The sequence below is a fragment of the Micromonospora endolithica genome (assembly GCF_003626595.1).
Taxonomy (GTDB): Bacteria; Actinomycetota; Actinomycetes; order Mycobacteriales; family Micromonosporaceae; genus Micromonospora; species Micromonospora endolithica.
The window spans coordinates 294,062-310,112 of the sequence record NZ_RBAK01000007.1; the positions used below are offsets into that span (position 1 = coordinate 294,062).

Below are 16,051 nucleotides of genomic sequence, written 5' to 3' on the forward strand. Positions count from 1 at the left end.
ATGAGCCTGCCCCGCCCCGTCCTCGTGGTGGACTTCGGAGCCCAGTACGCCCAGCTCATCGCGCGCCGGGTACGCGAGGCGAAGGTCTACTCGGAGATCGTCCCGCACACCATGCCGGTCGCCGAGATGCTCGCCAGGGACCCGGCCGCGATCATCCTGTCCGGCGGCCCGTCCAGCGTCTACGCGCCGGGTGCCCCGCAGATCGACGCGGGGATGTTCACCGCGGACGTACCGGTCTTCGGCATCTGCTACGGCTTCCAGGCGATGGCCCAGGCGCTCGGCGGCACGGTCACCAGGACCGGCAACCGCGAGTACGGCGGCACCCCGCTACGCCCCCGCCTCCTCGAACCGGGTGTGCTGCTCCGCGACCTGCCGGCCGACCTGCCGGTGTGGATGAGCCACGGCGACTGCGTCACCGAGGCGCCCGAGGGCTTCACGGTGACCGCCGAGTCGGCGGGCGCGCCGGTCGCCGCCTTCGAGGACCTGGCCGGCCGCCGGGCCGGCGTGCAGTTCCACCCGGAGGTCGGGCACACCGCGCACGGCCAGGAGATGCTCACCCGCTTCCTCTACGACATCGCCGGTATCGCGCCGACCTGGACGTCGGAGAACATCATCGACGAGCAGGTCGCAAGGATCCGCGCCCAGGTGGGCGACAAGGAGGTCATCTGCGGCCTGAGCGGGGGTGTCGACTCGGCGGTCGCCGCCGCGCTCGTGCACCGGGCCGTCGGTGACCAGCTGACCTGCGTCTTCGTCGACCACGGTCTGCTGCGCGCGGGCGAGGCCGAGCAGGTGGAGAAGGACTACGTCGCCGCGACCGGCATCAAGCTGAAGGTGGTGGACGCGCGGGAGCGGTTCCTGGGCGCGCTGGCCGGGGTCACCGATCCGGAGCAGAAGCGCAAGATCATCGGCCGGGAGTTCATCCGCGTCTTCGAGGCCGCCGCCCGCGAGGTCGCCGCGCACGGTGATGTCGAGTTCCTGGTGCAGGGCACCCTCTACCCCGACGTGGTGGAGTCCGGTGGTGGCACCGGCACCGCCAGCATCAAGAGCCACCACAACGTCGGCGGTCTGCCGGAGGACCTGAAGTTCGCCCTGGTGGAGCCGCTGCGGACGTTGTTCAAGGACGAGGTCCGCGCGCTCGGCCTCCAGCTGGGACTGCCCGAGGCGATGGTCTGGCGGCACCCGTTCCCGGGTCCCGGCCTGGCCATCCGGATCATCGGCGCGGTCGACGAGGAGCGGCTGGCCATCCTGCGCAGGGCCGACCTGATCGCCCGCGACGAGCTGACCGCCGCCGGCCTCGACCGGGGCGTGTGGCAGTTCCCGGTGGTCCTGCTGGCCGACGTGCGCAGCGTCGGCGTACAGGGTGACGGGCGCAGCTACGGGCACCCCGTGGTGCTGCGCCCGGTCTCCAGCGAGGACGCGATGACCGCCGACTGGTCCCGGCTGCCGTACGAGGTGGTCGCCCGCATCTCCACCCGGATCACCAACGAGGTCGCCGAGGTCAACCGGGTGGTCCTGGACGTGACCAGCAAGCCGCCGGGCACCATCGAGTGGGAGTGAGCCCGGCTCACGCCGTCGGCGGCACCGTCGGCGGGGGCGTGGGCGTGGTCGGTGCCGGCGGCGGCGTGGGCTGTGGCGCGGCGCCCGCCGGGTGCGGCCACGCCGGCGCGCCGGGCGGCTCCTCGGGCATCAGGAACCACATGATCGGGTACGCGAGCAGCACGAGCCCGCCGGTGAGCAGACCGCCGACCGCGAAGACCACCCGGACCAGGGTGGGGTCGACGGCGAAGTAGCGGCCGAGTCCGCTGGCCACCCCGGCGACCATGCGGTCGTGGGTGGGTCGGCGGAGCTGCTTGTACGGGGCCTGGGGAGCGGTGGTGGTTGTCATACCTCCACGGTCCGCGTACGTCTTCCCGGCGCCCTCGGTGACCGCCCGGATCCCTACCCTGACCCGTCCCTGACCCGCGAGCGTTGAGTCAGGAATCTGACTCTTTTCGATCTCGGTAACCCGCAGCGGGGAGAATTTGGCCCCGTGACCACCTTGCTGGAGCCGCTCCGCAGGATCGCGGCATACGCAGTTTGTGCTGATTCAGTCGGCCGAGTGTTGCTGGTCCGCGCATCGGAGCGCTCCGGCACCCCCGGCACGTGGTCGTTGCCCGGTGGGGCGGTCGACCACGGCGAGGACCCACACCACACCGTCGTACGCGAGACGGCGGCCGAGACCGGCCTGTCGGTCTCCGTGGCCGGGCTGCACGACGTGCTGGCCGACATGCGGGCGCTGCCCGAGCGGGGCATCACGATCCACACCGACCGCCTGATCTACCAGGTGTCGGTACGGGGCGGGACGCTCACCGACCGGGTGGACCGGCCCACCGACCTGGCCCGCTGGTTCACCCCGACGGAGGCGCGGGAGCTGCCGGTCCGCTCGTTCACCGCGCGCGCCCTCGGTCTGCCGACCTCGTCGGCCGACATCGTCCCCGACGAGGCGCCGGAGTTCCCCTCCTTCTACGCCGTCCCCGGTCCGGACGGGCTGCACCGGGCGCAGCGCTTCGCCGCGTACGCGGTGGTGACCGACCCGGACGACCGGGTCCTGCTCACCCGGGTCTCCGACGGCTACCCGGGGGCCGGATGCTGGCACCTGCCCGGTGGCGGCACCGACTACGGCGAGCAGCCGGCCGCGGCGCTGATCCGGGAACTGGTCGAGGAGACCGGCCAGACCGGCCGCCTGGTCGAACTGCTCGGGGTGGCCAGTCACCGGGACGCCGCCTCGCTCGGCCCCGAGGGCTACCCGATCGACTGGCACGGCGTGCGGGCCTTCTACCGGGTGGTCGTCGACCAGCCCGCCCCACCGACCGTCGCCGACGTCGGCGGCTCCACCTGCGAGGCCCGTTGGTTCGGCCGGGAGGAACTGGGCGCCCTCCCCGCCGACCGCCTCACCGAGGTGACCGCCGAAGCCGTCCAGGCCGCCCGCCTGACCTGACCCCCTCCCCGGGCGTCCCGCCCCACCGCGCCGATCATGAAAACGGGTGATGTGGCCCGGTCCGTAGCCCAGATCTGGGCGCGGGCGATGAGACGGTGCCGGGCTTGCCGCCGGCGACTCACCTCGATCGGCGCCGAGCACGACTGCGCCTCCCCAGCGGTGCTCCACTCCGAACCCGTCTCATCCGGGCCGGTGCCCTCCCGCGCCCGACGTCCGTCATGCGGCGACCGGGGCTCCCGCCTACGAGACCCGCGCAACTTCGGGGATGTTGCTGCCTCTCTCGCTCCCGAAGCAGCACTTTCCCCGAACTTGCGCGGATCTTGGTCCGGGGGTGGGGGCGGGGCGGGCGCGGGGGCGGGCGCTGCGACGCGGCTTGTGTCCGTTATGCCCGGCAGAGGTGCAAGATCGTGGGGGTGGGGTGCAAGATCGTGGGGGTGGGCGACGGGGTGGCGTGGGACGGGGAGACTGGTGCGGGAACGGCGGCGGGTCGGGGCTTACGGGGTGGCGCGGGACGACCGGGGGCGGGTGCTGCTGACGCGTAACTCGGCGCTGGCCGACTTCCCGGGGATGTGGTCGCTGCCCGGCGGCGGCCTGGACCACGCCGAGCACGCGGCGCACGCCGTGGTCCGTGAGGTCGGCGAGGAGACCGGACTCGTCGTCGCGGCGACCCGGCTGCGGTCGGTGGTCGCCGATGTGGTCCGTTACACCAACCTCGGGGTCGCGCTGCACACCGACCGGCTGATCTTCGATCTCACCGTGGTCGGCGGAACGCTGCGCGACGAGAGGGAGGGCTCCAGCGACCTCGCCCGCTGGTGGACCGTCGCCGAGGCGGCGGAGCTGCCGCTGCTGCCGTTCACCGCCGAGGCACTCGACCTGCCGGTGGGCCCGCTGCCGCCGGGTGCCCCGGACCGCCGGGAGCCGTTCGCCGAGCCGCCCGCCGATCGGCGGCTGCGCTTCGGCGCGTACGGGCTGGTGACCGACCCGGCGGAACGGGTGCTTCTGACCATGATCGCCGACGGCTACCCGGGGGCGGGCCAGTGGCACCTGCCCGGTGGCGGGACGGACCACGGTGAGCAGCCGGTTTCCGCGCTGCTGCGTGAGCTGGTCGAGGAGTCCGGGCAACTGGGCCGCGTGCTGGAGCTGATCGACGTGGACAACCTGCACAACCCCGCCGCGCTGGGACCGGAGGGACGCCCGCTGGACTGGCACGGCGTACGGGTGGTCTACCGGGTGGCGGTCGACGTACCCACCGAGGCGCGGGTGACCGAGCGGGCCGGGGGTTCCACCGCGCGGGCCGCCTGGTTCACTCCGGACCAACTCGCCGACCTGCGGCTGACCGGGATCGCCGCCCGCGCGGTCCGGGGGGCCCACCTGGGGTGACCCGGGTTCGCGCTCGCGTGGGCCGACCACACAATCCGGCCCGCGAACCGGACATCGAGGCCGGCCATACCCGCTCACCGAGCCGACCGGGCGGAGGTCCGGTACATTTGGTGTGGGGTTGATGGAGGAAACGGGCGATGAAGCCCGAGATGGGAATAAGAGAGCGGTTAGCGCGGTTTAAGGGAGATATAAGTACCGCCGGCAGCTATCGCCAACCCCCGTTCCCCTGTGCGATGGTGTACTCCGCAAAACGGCTGCCGGGTCACAGAGAGGTCCGGCACGAGACAGCCGGACGCCCGCCACGAGTGGCGGTCCACCGATCCGGTGATGGAGGAAACGTGCCGAGAGCCCCCTGGCGCCGGCGTCGTACCACTGACAGTCCGCGCCCCGCAGGGCGTCGTTGGGCGGGCCCGCTGCGCCGCAGCAGCACGTTCGCCCGGCAGGTACTCCTGGTCCGGGTGGGTCGCCGCGACGGCGACCTGCGTGGAGCCACCGACCGGACGCTGCCCGAGCCCCGGTACACCGACCGGCCGCGTCGCCGGTACGGCCTGAACCGGTACGGCCAGGCGCAGGTCGAGGCGATCGCCCCGGTCAGTCCCGCGCTCGCGCCCTCGGCGGGAGTCGACGACGCGTCGGCGGGGACGATCCCACTGCTCCCCGGCGAGCGGACGATGGCTCGCCGGATGAAGTTCGCCCTGGTCAACGCCTGCACCCTGGCGAGCCTGATGCTCGGCATGCTGGCGATCTTCCTCGCCATGCAGGGCGAGGCCCGGGTCGCGGCACTGTGCCTCATCGCCTGCGTCGCCTTCGACGGCCTGGACGGTGCGCTCGCCCGCCGGTTGGGCGTCGCCAGCCCGTTCGGTGCCCAGATGGACTCGCTGGCCGACATGTGCTCGTTCGGCCTCGCCGCTCCGGTCGTGGTCTACGCCTCGCTCGCCGGTTCGGTGCCGCCGGCCGCCGCCGCGGTCGCCTGCGCGCTCGTCGCGGCGTGCGCCGCCATCCGCCTCGCGCGGTTCAACGTCTCGCCGAAGGACGGCCGCTTCTTCTGCGGGGTGCCGACCACGATGGCCGCCGCGGTGCTCGCGTTGACCGTCGCCATCGGCCTGCCGATCCCCGGCCTGCTCCTGGTCACCGGAGTGGCGTTGCTCGCCTTCGCGATGGTGTCCAGTTTCCCGTACGCCAAGCTCGCCCGGCTGGTCAAGCTCCCGCCGTGGGTCTGGTTCGCCCCGGTGATCGGCGCGCTGATCGACGTACGCGTCACCTTCGCCCTGATCGTGGTCGGCTACCTGGTCAGCGGGCCGGTGCTCTGGCTGCGTCACCGCCGCACCGCCTGAGGAGTACGCACCGAAGAGGGGCGCCGCGATCCCGCGGCGCCCCTCTTCGATGTCGGGGTACTCAGCGCCAGCGGGCGATCACCGTCGACCCGCCGATCACCTTGTCGCCGGGGCCGACCAGCGGCTCGGCCGCGTCGGCGGGCAGGTAGACGTCGGTGCGGGAGCCGAACCGGATCAGCCCGAACCGCTCACCCTTGGCCAGCAGCGCGCCGATCGGCGCGCGCTGCACGATCCGCCGCGCGATCAGCCCGGTGCGCTGCGCCACGACGACCGTGCCGCGCGAGGTGTCCAGCACGGTGTACGCCGCCACGTTGTGCTCGGCGTCCGGCTTCATCGCGTTGACGAACCCACCGTCGGCCACGAAGTAGTCGACCACCTTGCCGGCGACCGGGGCGCGGTTGACGTGCACGTCGAGCACCGACAGGAACACCGCGATCCGCAACCACTCGCCGTCACCGAACCGCTCGTCCTGCAGCCGCTGCACGGACAGCACCTGACCGTCGGCCGAGGCGACCACCGCCGACGGGTCCTCCGGCACATCCCGCTGCGGATCCCGGAAGAAGGCGGCGACCGGAGCGGCGGCCAGTGCCGGGAGCAGCCACAACTTCGACTTCGGTCGGGCCAGCCGGGCCAACGCGGCCAGGCCCAGCGTGATCCCCGCGGCGGCGACGCCGTTGGAGTCGATGTGCATGCCCCGGGTCAGCGGCACGCTCGACGGCCGGTAGGCCGGGGCCAGCCGGTCCGCACTACCGGCCTCGGCCGGGGCGAAACGCAACCGGTGCACCCGCAGCGGCGGGGTGTTGCGCAGCACCACGTCGCTGCCCACCCCGTAGAGCGCGCCCTGGCGCTCCAGCTCGGCCGCCGCGCCCGCGGTACGCCCCGGCGTCGCTGGGGTCGCCACGCTCAGCACCGCGCCGTCCGCGAGGTACTTGGCCAGCTCCGCCACCGCCGCGCGGGTCTCCTCCGTGGTGCCGGCGAACGCTTCGCCCGCGATCACCACCGCGGCGGGCTCCGCCTCGGCCACGGAGTCGACCACCCGGACCCGGTCGGCGACCCAGCGCCCCTGTGCCGTGACGTGCTCGCGCAGCAGCCGGGCGTCGGTCGAGGCGGCCGGCACCAGGGTGAGCGAGTCACCCGGCAGCAGCGCGTCGATCGCCGCGGCCAGCACCGCGGACTCCGGGACCGTGCCGACCAGCAGGGCGGCCTTCGGGTCGTTCATCCGGGCGAGCTCGGCGACGAGGGTACGGGCGGCTCGCTCGCCGATGCGGACCGGACCGGGCTGGCCGGGGATGCGCACGGCGGGGGACTGGGTCATGTCGGACGGGCTCCTGACGAGGTGGGGACATCGATCGCGGTGGAACCGCCCCGGCCGGCGACGCGTCGGCCGGAGGCGACCCGGCGGCGCGGGGGCCGGGCCGGCGGAGGCGGGTCTCCACCGGCCAGCATAGGCGGCCATGACGGGCCTCGGCACCGTCGCCGGTCAGCCGAGGTGGCGGTCCCGGTCGTCGTCACGACCGGGAACCGGCCCGTCGGGCCACCGGTCGTCGGCGTCCTCGGTCGCGCCGGACGCCGTGGCGGAGCCGCCGCCGAACGGGGCCGTGGGCCACTCGTCGGCACGGTCGCCACGGTCGGTGACCGCGGTGGGCCACTCGTCCGCGGCGTCGTCCCGGTCGACGACCGCCGTGGGCCACTCGTCGGTCCCGACGACCGGCCGGCCGTCGGACGGCGCCACCGGGGCGGGACGGGGCGACCGGGCCGACCGCAACGCGCCGACCAGCCCCAGCACACCGACCAGCAACAGCGCGCCGGCCAGGAACCAGCCGACCGGCGGCAGCACGAGCCCCAGGATCTGGGCCAGCAGCCACCAGGCGGCGAACCCGAGAAAGAGCATCCCGAAGGCGAGAGACACCAGATCGGTACGGTGGGCCCTCACGGCGCCTCCTCTTTCGTTCGCGACTGCGGGGCTCGCCACCCCGGCTCACTCCCGGCGCTCACCGGGCCGTCTTTCGTTCGCGACTGCGGGGCTCGCAAACCCGGCTCACTCCTCGCACTCACCGGGTGACCTCCAGATCGCCGGCGTTCACGTGGATGAACAGCCGCAACCGGCCCCCGCCGGCGCCGTCGACGCCCACGTCGGTGGTCTCCCGCAGCGGACCGTCCACGCCTCCGGCGCGTTCGTCCAGCGTGCCGTACCGCCGGCCGAAGACGGTGGCGTCGCCGGCGTTGACGTCGGCCGTGGTGGTCACGTCGACGTTCGGCGGCACCACCACGGTCGCCTCGCCGAAGTTGATCGAGACGGTGATCTCGGTGTCCTTCCCGGCGAAGTCGACCGCGCGCAGGTCCAGGACGGCGTCGCCGAAGGTGTTCTCGTACCGGGTGGCCAGTTCGGCGTGGCTGCCGGGTGCCCAGGTCACCGCGCCGTCCACGCCACGGATCCGGTCGTACGAGTCGGCCACCGTCGCGACCGCCAGGGCCGCCGCGGTGACCAGGCCGAGCGCGATGAGCCAGCGCGCCCGGCCGAACCAGGTGCCGACCAGCAGTCCGAGGCCGATGGTGGCCAGGGCCGCCGCGAAGTACGCCGACGCGCCCACGTCGAAGACCGCCAGCAGATCGAGCACGGCCACCACGCCCAGGGCGAGGAAGATCAGCGAGAAGGTGACCGCGCCGAGGGGGGACCGCTCCCGGGGCCGCTTGGGCGGCTTGGCCGGCGGTGGTGGGGCCGGGGGCGGCGGCCCGGCGTACGGGCCGTGCGGGGCGAACGGCGGCCGGTAGCCGGGCGGCGCTGGGGGAGTGGCCGCCGGGGTGCCCACGACCGGCGGCGCGGGCCAGCCCGGGAAGGCCGGCGCCGGCCAGCCGGAGGTCGGGGCGCCGACGGGTGCCCCTCGGGTGGGGGAGACGGGCTGGGCCGGGAACTCCACCGCCGGGGCGGACGGTGCGCCGGCGACCGGGGGCGGTGGGCCGGGAACCTGACCGGCGGCCGCCGCCGGGGCGGGCGCGGGCGGTACGACGTACCCCGGCGCGACGGGGGGTGCGACGGGCCCGGCGCCCGCCGACGGCGGTGTGCGGTCCGGGCCGGGGTGGGTGACCGGGGGGACCGGACCGGGAGGTGGAGCGACCGGGCCCGGCGACGTCGCGCCGCCGGCCGCCCGGCTCCGGTCCTCGCGGTTGAGCAGCAGCGAGCCGCCGATCAGGATCGTCGCGCCCAGCAGCAGCGCGCGGAAGGCGTCGGTGACGATGTACGCGAAGCTGGCCGCGACCAGGATGCTGAGCACGATCACGGTGACCGGCGACATGCTGGACCGACCCCGGCCCAGCATCGACTCGACCGGGGAGGCGCTGTCGCCCTCACCGGGGATGATCAGCCAGGCGGCCACGTAGACCAGGATGCCGATGCCGCCGAAGAACCCGAGCACCGCCAGGAGCACCCGCCACAGCACCGGGTCGGTGTTGGTGGCCCGCCCGATCGCCGCGCAGACGCCGGCCAGGTAGCGGCCGTCACGGGGACGCACCAGCCCGTACCGCGAGGTGAAGCCGGTGCCCCCGGGCGGGACCGGTGGCGGCATGCTCGGCGCGGCGCCGAACGGGGGTGGCGTCGCCCCCGAGGGGTCTGCGACGCGCGGCCCGGCCGCGCCGGACGGCGGGAACGGTGTCCCTTCGGCGGTCGGTGCCACCGGCGGCGGCCCGCCCGGCTGCGCCGCTCCCGGGACCGGGGGCTGGTCGGCGTCGGAGTTCATGCCCCGATCCTGCTCCCTGGTCGTGCCCGCCGACCTCAGGAGGCGACCCTGACCCCACCCTGAGATAGCGCGGGGTCGAATGTCGGGGGCGTCCCCGTGGTCGTGCGGCGGCGCGCGTGTGACGATCGAACCGGCGTCGGCGGCGGACCGTCGCCCGCGTTCGTACCCACCGTGACCAGGGGAGTCTCCGATCAGCGCCGTGACCCAGCCAGCACGCCTCTATCGCGCCCCCGAGCACCGGATGGCCGCCGGGGTGGCCGTCGGCATCGCCGAGCACCTCGGCATCTCGGTGCTGCGGGTGCGCGTCGCGTTCATGGTGCTGCTCGGGCTGAGCGGGCTCGGCCTGCTGCTCTACGCGGCCTTCTGGGCGGTGGTGCCGCTGCGGCCCGGCGACACCTCCGCGCCGCCCCGTCGGGACGTCGGCCAACTGCTCCCGTTCGTGGCGATCGGGCTGGTCGTGCTCGTCCTCCAGATGGTCGTGTTCGACTCGATCGGCGCGGCCGGCACCGCCGGCTGGCTGGTCGCCATCATCGCGGTGGGCGCCGGGGTGATCTGGCACCAGTCCGCGCCGGAACGCCGCCGGCAGTGGGGTGACTCGCTGCCGGTGCCCTGGCTGGGCGCGGTGGTGGAGGAGAGCGACCGGCGTGCCTTCGTACTCCGGTTCATCGGCGGCGGCGTGCTGGTCGCGGTCGGCATCATCGGTGTCGCGGCGGTCTACTCCCCGGCGCAGAACTTCGACGCGGTGCTCAACGGGGTGATCTTCGCGCTGGTCGGCCTGGCCGGCGTCGGTGTGGTGGCCGCGCCGGTGCTCTGGCGGACCTACAACCAGCTCCGCTCCGAGCGCGAGGGGCGCATCCGCGAGCAGGAGCGGGCCGAACTGGCCGCGATGGTGCACGACCAGGTGCTGCACACCCTCGCCCTGATCCAGCGCAACGCCGGTGACGTGAAGACCGTCCAGCGGCTGGCCCGGGGGCAGGAGCGGTCCCTGCGCAACTGGCTCTACAAGCCCACCGCGTCACCGACCGAGCGGTTCGCGGCGGCGCTGGAGCAGGCCGCCGCGGAGGTCGAGGACACCTTCGCCATCACCGTCGAGACGGTGGTGGTGGGTGACCGGGAGACCGACGAGCGGGTCGGCGCACTGGTCGCCGCCGCGCGGGAGGCGCTGGTGAACGCCGCGCGGCACGCCGGGGTGCAGACGGTCTCGTTGTACGCGGAGGTCGAGCCCGATCAGGTCAGCGTCTTCGTCCGCGACCGGGGCAAGGGCTTCGACCCGGATACGGTGGAGGACCACCGGCACGGCGTCCGCGGTTCGATCATCGGACGGATGAAGCGGCACGGCGGCCGGGCGGAGATCCGGTCCGGGCCGGGGGAGGGGACCGAGGTTCGGTTGATCCTGCCGATCAGCAAGGACCAGGCCACGGCGGAGAGGGACAAGTGATGGGCGAGCTGTCGATGGAGCCGACCGAGGACACGGGTGCGGAGCCGGAGCGGCTCCGGGTCTTCCTCGTCGACGACCACGCCATGTTCCGGGCCGGGGTCCGTGCCGAACTGGGCGCGCACGTCGAGGTGGTGGGCGAGGCGAGCACGGTGGCCGAGGCGGTCGCCCGGATCGGCGTGACGCAACCCGACGTGGTCCTGCTCGACGTGCACATGCCCGACGGCGGCGGCCGGGCGGTGCTGGACGCCATGCGGCGTACGCATCCGCAGGTGAAGTTCCTGGCGCTGAGCGTCTCCGACGCGGCCGAGGACGTGATCGGGCTGATCCGGGCCGGCGCCCGGGGCTACGTCACGAAGACCATCTCACCGGACGAGCTGGCCGCGGCGATCCGCCGGGTGGCCGACGGCGACGCGGTGTTCAGCCCCCGGCTGGCCGGCTTCGTGCTGGACGCCTTCGCGGCCCGGCCGGACGCGCCGGTCGCCGACCCGGAGCTGGACCAGCTCACCAACCGGGAGCGCGAGGTGCTGCGCCTGCTCGCCCGGGGGTACGCCTACAAGGAGATCGCCAAGGAGCTGTACATCTCGATCAAGACGGTCGAGACGCACGTGTCCAACGTGCTCCGCAAGCTCCAGATGTCCAACCGCTACGAGCTGTCCCGGTGGGCCGCGGACCGTCGCCTGGTGTGACGGGCCCATCGCCGCAGGTGCGCGCTGCCGTCCCGGTGGGACCTCTACCTCGGTAACCTTCGGTGACTCCGGCGGGGTGGCCCGCCGTCCGCGCCGTCGGCGTACCGGGACCTCTCCGGACGACCCACTGCCCGGTGCCGGCGGCCAGCCGGTCGGTGGGCGATCACGCGCGTCCAGGGACCGTACCCCGCCGTCACCTGGCCGTCGGGCAGGCGGTCGGGGTTCCCGGTCGGCCGGATGGCCCCCGCCTGCGCGCGCGTCGGGACCGGTCGGAGGCGCCGCGCCCGCCCGGCGTGGAAGCAGTGGGGGGGTGTGGCACCGGCCGGCGTGGGGACAGCCGACGTCACCCTCGGTGACTGGAAGGTACGAAACCGCGATCCCGTCGTCCGGCCAGGTGGCGGCGGTGCCCGCACAGCCGACGACGGCATCCCCCGGATGGGCGAAAATCGCCGGCACCGACCGGACGACGGTCGGTGGCGGGGCGGAGCGGGAGAACGGCGCGCGTACCGCTCCTGGTGGCCTCCGCAGCGCGCGCGAGCGTTGTTCGCGCAGGTCCTACCATGCTTCGCCGGGCGACCGCGACGCGCCTCCGGATCGATGTCGGCACCGTCCCGGGCGGGTATCGGGTTGATAACACGCCTTCCCGCCATGACGCATCGGGTGTCACAGTGGCAGGCACCTCACAACCCCCTCGTGAGCATGAGCGCCCTGAGGAGGCACTCCCATGCGCGGGAAATTCCTGAAGGTGGCGGTCGCGGCGACCGCCACCACCATGTTGGCCACCGCTTGCAGCGGTGGCGGCAATGACTCGTCGGACGACGCGGCCGGCCAGGCTGGCGGCGAACTCCGTATCTACAACGCGGAGCCGGCGTTCCTGCTGCCCTCCGCCGGCGACGACGAGCCGTCGCTGTACGTGATCCGCCAGCTCTACAGCCAGCTGGTCAAGTACAACGCCGAGACCGGCGCGCCGGAGAACGACCTGGCCGAGTCGATCGAGTCGACCGACCAGAAGCTCTGGACGATCAAGGTCAAGAGCGGCTACACCTTCGACAACGGTGAGCCGGTCAACGCCGACGCGTTCATCCGGGCGTGGAACTTCGCGGCCTACAGCCCGAACGGCCAGAACAACGGCTACTTCATGAAGAAGATCGCCGGCTTCAAGGACCTCCAGTCCACGGACCCGGACGGCGACGGCCCGAAGAAGGCGCCCGAGCCGAAGGCCAAGGAGCTGTCCGGCCTGAAGAAGGTCGACGACCTGACCTTCACCGTCGAGCTGGACACGCCCTTCTCCGGCTTCCCGACCACCATCGGCTACCCGGGCTTCTCCCCGATGGCCAAGGCGTGCGTCGACGACTCGGAGAAGTGCAACGAGACCCCGATCGGTAACGGCCGTTACAAGATCGAGGGCAGCTGGCAGCACAACGTCGGCATCAACCTGGTCCGCAGCGACACCTACAAGGGTGAGCCGGGCAAGGCCGACAAGCTGACCTACCGGATCTTCGCCGACGTCGACGCCGCGTACGCGTCGTTCCAGTCCGGCGAGCTGGACGTCATGTACACGCTGCCGCCGGCGCGTTACAAGGAGGCGAAGAGCCAGTACGGCGACCGCCTCTTCGAGCTGGCCGGTGACAGCCTGACCTACGTCGGCATGCCGATCTACAACGACGCCTTCAAGAAGAAGGAGATCCGCCAGGCCCTCTCGCTGGCGATCGACCGGCAGTCGATCATCGACGCCGTCTTCGACGGTCGGCAGGCCCCGGCCACCGGCTTCATCGCGCCGTCCTTCCAGGGCGCCCGTGAGAACGTCTGCCAGTACTGCAAGAAGGACGTCGAGAAGGCCAAGGCGCTCCTGGCTGCGGCGGGTGGCTGGCCGGCCGGTCAGAAGCTCACGCTCTGGGCGAACGCCGGTGCCGGCCACGACCAGTGGCTCCAGGCCGTGGGTGACCAGATCAAGGCCGCGCTCGGCATCGACTACGAGCTGAAGGTCAACCTCCAGTTCGCGCAGTACCTGGAGACCGCGGACGCCAAGAAGTTCACCGGCCCGTTCCGTCTCGGCTGGGGCCCGGACTACCCGTACCTGGAGACCTTCCTCGCCCCGCTCTACAGCACCGGCGCGGACAGCAACAACTCCACGTACGCCAACCCGGAGTTCGACTCGCTGCTGACCCAGGGCGACGGCGCCAACTCGATCGACGAGGCGATCCCCTTCTACCAGAAGGCTGAGGACCTCATCCTCGAAGACCTGCCGGTGCTCCCGATGTGGTGGCGCAAGGAAGCGGCCGTCTACAGCGAGAACGTCGACAAGTTCGTCTGGAACAAGGTCTCGGACGCCGACTACGGTTCAATCTCGCTGAAGCAGAACTGAGCTTCGGCACTTCGGATCCAGCCGTAACACGACGTGGCGGCAACGGTCTCCCCACCGGGTGATCGTTGCCGCCACGTCAGCGCCGAGAGGAGACCCCGTCATGGGGCGCTACGTCATCCGACGGTTGCTCCAGTTCATTCCCACCGTGCTGGGCACCATGTTCCTGCTCCACTACATCACCTCGCTGGCGATCCAGTTCAGCGGTAACCCGGTCCGCGCGATCTTCGGCGACCGGACCCCGCCGCCGGCGCTGCTCGCGGCCGTCACCGAACGGCTCGGCTACGGCGACCCCTGTCTGGATCAGAAGGGCAACCCCTGCTTCGGTCTGTTCCTGGACCGTATGCAGAAGATCTTCAGCCTCAATCCCGACTTCGGGGTGAACCTGCGGCTCCGGCCGGTCACCGAACTGGTGAGTGACGCGCTCCCCTACACGCTCAAGCTGCTGGTGATCGCGATCCTCTTCCAGTCGATCGTCGGCATCGCCGCGGGCGTGTGGGCGGGACTCCGCAGTGGCAGCTTCGCCGACAACCTGGTGAAGATCAGCACGGTCTTCCTGATCTCGGTGCCGATCTTCGTGCTCGGCCTGGTCGTCCGGGAGTTCGTCGGGGTCAAGTTCGGCAACGTCCTGCGCGGGCAGGAGTGGATCCCCGAGGTCATCTCGCGGGGCGTCTTCAGTCCCGGCTTCAAGCCCGACTACCCACTGGCCAGCCTGATCATCCCGGGCATGGTCCTCGGTGCCGTCTCGCTCGCCACCACCGCACGGCTCACCCGCACCAGCATCATGGAGAACCTGCGGGCCGACTACGTCCGGACCGCGCGGGCGAAGGGCCTGGCGAACAAGCGCGTCATCGGCGTGCACACCCTCCGCAACTCGCTGATCCCGGTGATCACCTTCATCGGCGTCGACATCGGCTCCTCGATGGCCGGCGCGGTCGTCACCGAGACCATCTTCAACGTGCCCGGCATCGGTCGGCTGGTGACACTCGCCGCCCGCACCGGCGAGTCCTCCGTGGTCATCGGCGTGGTGACGATGCTGGTCCTGGTCGTCCTGATCGCCAACCTGCTGGTCGACATCCTGTACGCCGTCCTCGACCCGAGGATCCGCTATGAGTGACCGGAGCATGGTGAGTGACCGGCGGTGGGGGCAGGGTCTCCCGACCGCCGCAGGGCAGAGCGAAACGAGGTGTGGACATGAGTGACCTGACCAGCGCCGGCACCGCGATCGGCGGTGCCCCGGTGGGCGGCGACGGACCGGCGCCGGAGACCCCGGAGACCGGCGGCAAGGACCACAACGCGAGCCTGTGGGCGGACGCCCGGCGGCAGCTGGTCCGGGACCCGGTGTTCATGCTCTCCTTCCTCTATGTCCTCGTGGTCGGTTCGATGGCGGCGTTCCCGTCGCTGTGGACCAGCCAGGACCCGCGCGCCTGCAGCACCGACCGATCCCGGATCCCCCCGAGCGGGGACCACCCGTTCGGCTTCGACATCCTGGGCTGCGACTACTACTCGCACGCCATCTACGGCGCCCGTCCCTCGATGATCATCGCGATCATGGCCACCGGTGCGATGGTCCTGATCGGCGGTGGCCTGGGCCTGCTCGCCGGCTACTACGGCGGCTGGGTCGACACCATCATCTCCCGGGTGATGGACATCTTCCTCTCGCTGCCGTTCCTGCTCGGCGCGATCGTGTTCCTCACCGTCATCAAGCGGCAGAACCCGTACACCATCGCCATGGTGCTGTTCCTGCTGACCTGGCCGGTCATCGCCCGGATCATCCGCGGCAGCGTGATCTCCGGGAAGGACCTGGACTACGTGCAGGCGGCGAGGGCGGTGGGCGCCGGCAACGGCCGCCTGATGTTCCGGCACATCCTGCCCAACGCGATCGCCCCGATGCTGGTCTACGCGACGATCGTGCTCGGCGCATTCGTCGCCGCGGAGGCCACGCTGACCTTCCTCGGCGTCGGCCTGCAGCCGCCCGCCCAGTCGTGGGGCATCATGATCTCGGTTCACCAGGTCTACTTCCTGGAGGACCCGTGGCTGCTGCTCTTCCCCTGCGGGCTGTTGGTCGGCACGGTGCTGTCCTTCATCCTCATGGGTGACGCCCTGCGTGACGCCCTCGACCCGAAGTTCCGGTGAGCGC

At 72.3% G+C, this 16,051-nt stretch carries 12 protein-coding genes and 1 pseudogene; 9 read left to right on the top strand and 4 right to left on the bottom strand.

Features of this window, described 5'->3' with window-relative positions:
• Complete coding sequence (gene guaA, locus D7223_RS19525; RefSeq protein ID WP_120729833.1) at nt 1-1,557, top strand: glutamine-hydrolyzing GMP synthase; 1,557 nt, start codon at nt 1-3, stop codon at nt 1,555-1,557.
• Between the two features lie 7 nt (nt 1,558-1,564).
• On the opposite strand, the gene D7223_RS19530 is transcribed toward guaA, so the two are convergent.
• Nucleotides 1,565-1,885 (bottom strand): PspC domain-containing protein, encoded by a 321-nt coding sequence (locus tag D7223_RS19530; protein ID WP_120729834.1) that lies wholly within the window; start codon nt 1,883-1,885, stop codon nt 1,565-1,567.
• 144 nt (nt 1,886-2,029) lie between these two features.
• On the opposite strand from D7223_RS19530, the gene D7223_RS19535 reads away from it, so the two are divergent.
• The 3 genes from D7223_RS19535 (at nt 2,030) to D7223_RS19545 (ending at nt 5,691) form a co-directional block, all read left to right on the top strand.
• Nucleotides 2,030-2,977 carry an NUDIX hydrolase gene (locus D7223_RS19535; protein WP_120729835.1) on the top strand — a complete coding sequence of 316 codons (948 nt, stop codon included), beginning with the start codon at nt 2,030-2,032 and terminating at the stop codon, nt 2,975-2,977.
• Between the two features lie 468 nt (nt 2,978-3,445).
• The gene (locus D7223_RS19540) at nt 3,446-4,357 is read left to right on the top strand and encodes an NUDIX hydrolase (RefSeq protein ID WP_120729836.1); all 912 of its coding nucleotides are present in this window, start codon (nt 3,446-3,448) and stop codon (nt 4,355-4,357) included.
• Nucleotides 4,358-4,770: 413 nt separating this feature from the next.
• Nucleotides 4,771-5,691 (top strand): CDP-alcohol phosphatidyltransferase family protein, encoded by a 921-nt coding sequence (locus D7223_RS19545; protein ID WP_120729930.1) that lies wholly within the window; start codon nt 4,771-4,773, stop codon nt 5,689-5,691.
• Nucleotides 5,692-5,752: 61 nt separating this feature from the next.
• Here D7223_RS19545 and D7223_RS19550 read toward each other — a convergent pair whose 3' ends face one another.
• From D7223_RS19550 to D7223_RS19560, 3 genes and pseudogenes are all read right to left on the bottom strand, one after another.
• Nucleotides 5,753-7,006 carry a phosphatidylserine decarboxylase gene (locus tag D7223_RS19550; RefSeq protein ID WP_120729837.1) on the bottom strand — a complete coding sequence of 418 codons (1,254 nt, stop codon included), beginning with the start codon at nt 7,004-7,006 and terminating at the stop codon, nt 5,753-5,755.
• A gap of 384 nt (nt 7,007-7,390) precedes the next feature.
• Nucleotides 7,391-7,624, bottom strand: a pseudogene (locus D7223_RS19555) (hypothetical protein); the annotation flags it as partial.
• Nucleotides 7,625-7,742: 118 nt separating this feature from the next.
• Complete coding sequence (locus D7223_RS19560; RefSeq protein ID WP_120729838.1) at nt 7,743-9,425, bottom strand: PspC domain-containing protein; 1,683 nt, start codon at nt 9,423-9,425, stop codon at nt 7,743-7,745.
• Nucleotides 9,426-9,666: 241 nt separating this feature from the next.
• Here D7223_RS19560 and D7223_RS19565 point away from each other — a divergent pair, with 241 nt between their 5' ends.
• The 5 genes from D7223_RS19565 to D7223_RS19585 all read left to right on the top strand — a co-directional run bounded on the left by D7223_RS19565 (nt 9,667) and on the right by D7223_RS19585 (nt 16,047).
• Nucleotides 9,667-10,863, top strand: a complete 1,197-nt coding sequence (locus tag D7223_RS19565; protein WP_238162127.1) for an ATP-binding protein — start codon at nt 9,667-9,669, stop codon at nt 10,861-10,863.
• Nucleotides 10,863-11,549, top strand: a complete 687-nt coding sequence (locus D7223_RS19570; RefSeq protein WP_186832340.1) for a response regulator — start codon at nt 10,863-10,865, stop codon at nt 11,547-11,549. The genes D7223_RS19565 and D7223_RS19570 overlap by 1 nt, the downstream gene beginning before the upstream one ends.
• Before the next feature lie 724 nt (nt 11,550-12,273).
• Nucleotides 12,274-13,914, top strand: a complete 1,641-nt coding sequence (locus D7223_RS19575) for a peptide ABC transporter substrate-binding protein (protein ID WP_120729840.1) — start codon at nt 12,274-12,276, stop codon at nt 13,912-13,914.
• Nucleotides 13,915-14,014: 100 nt separating this feature from the next.
• Nucleotides 14,015-15,028, top strand: coding sequence for an ABC transporter permease (locus tag D7223_RS19580; protein ID WP_120729841.1), 1,014 nt, complete (start codon nt 14,015-14,017; stop codon nt 15,026-15,028).
• 77 nt (nt 15,029-15,105) lie between these two features.
• The gene (locus tag D7223_RS19585) at nt 15,106-16,047 is read left to right on the top strand and encodes an ABC transporter permease (RefSeq protein ID WP_120729842.1); all 942 of its coding nucleotides are present in this window, start codon (nt 15,106-15,108) and stop codon (nt 16,045-16,047) included.
• Nucleotides 16,048-16,051 lie beyond the last annotated feature (4 nt).

Coding starts and splice junctions, on each gene's coding strand:
- D7223_RS19565 (WP_238162127.1), top strand. CDS start 9,667: ATGGCCGCCGGGGTGGCCGTCGGCATCGCCGAGCACCTCGGCATCTCG.
- D7223_RS19580 (WP_120729841.1), top strand. CDS start 14,015: ATGGGGCGCTACGTCATCCGACGGTTGCTCCAGTTCATTCCCACCGTG.
- D7223_RS19530 (WP_120729834.1), bottom strand. CDS start 1,885: ATGACAACCACCACCGCTCCCCAGGCCCCGTACAAGCAGCTCCGCCGA.
- guaA (WP_120729833.1), top strand. CDS start 1: ATGAGCCTGCCCCGCCCCGTCCTCGTGGTGGACTTCGGAGCCCAGTAC.
- D7223_RS19570 (WP_186832340.1), top strand. CDS start 10,863: ATGGGCGAGCTGTCGATGGAGCCGACCGAGGACACGGGTGCGGAGCCG.
- D7223_RS19575 (WP_120729840.1), top strand. CDS start 12,274: ATGCGCGGGAAATTCCTGAAGGTGGCGGTCGCGGCGACCGCCACCACC.
- D7223_RS19560 (WP_120729838.1), bottom strand. CDS start 9,425: ATGAACTCCGACGCCGACCAGCCCCCGGTCCCGGGAGCGGCGCAGCCG.
- D7223_RS19585 (WP_120729842.1), top strand. CDS start 15,106: ATGAGTGACCTGACCAGCGCCGGCACCGCGATCGGCGGTGCCCCGGTG.
- D7223_RS19550 (WP_120729837.1), bottom strand. CDS start 7,006: ATGACCCAGTCCCCCGCCGTGCGCATCCCCGGCCAGCCCGGTCCGGTC.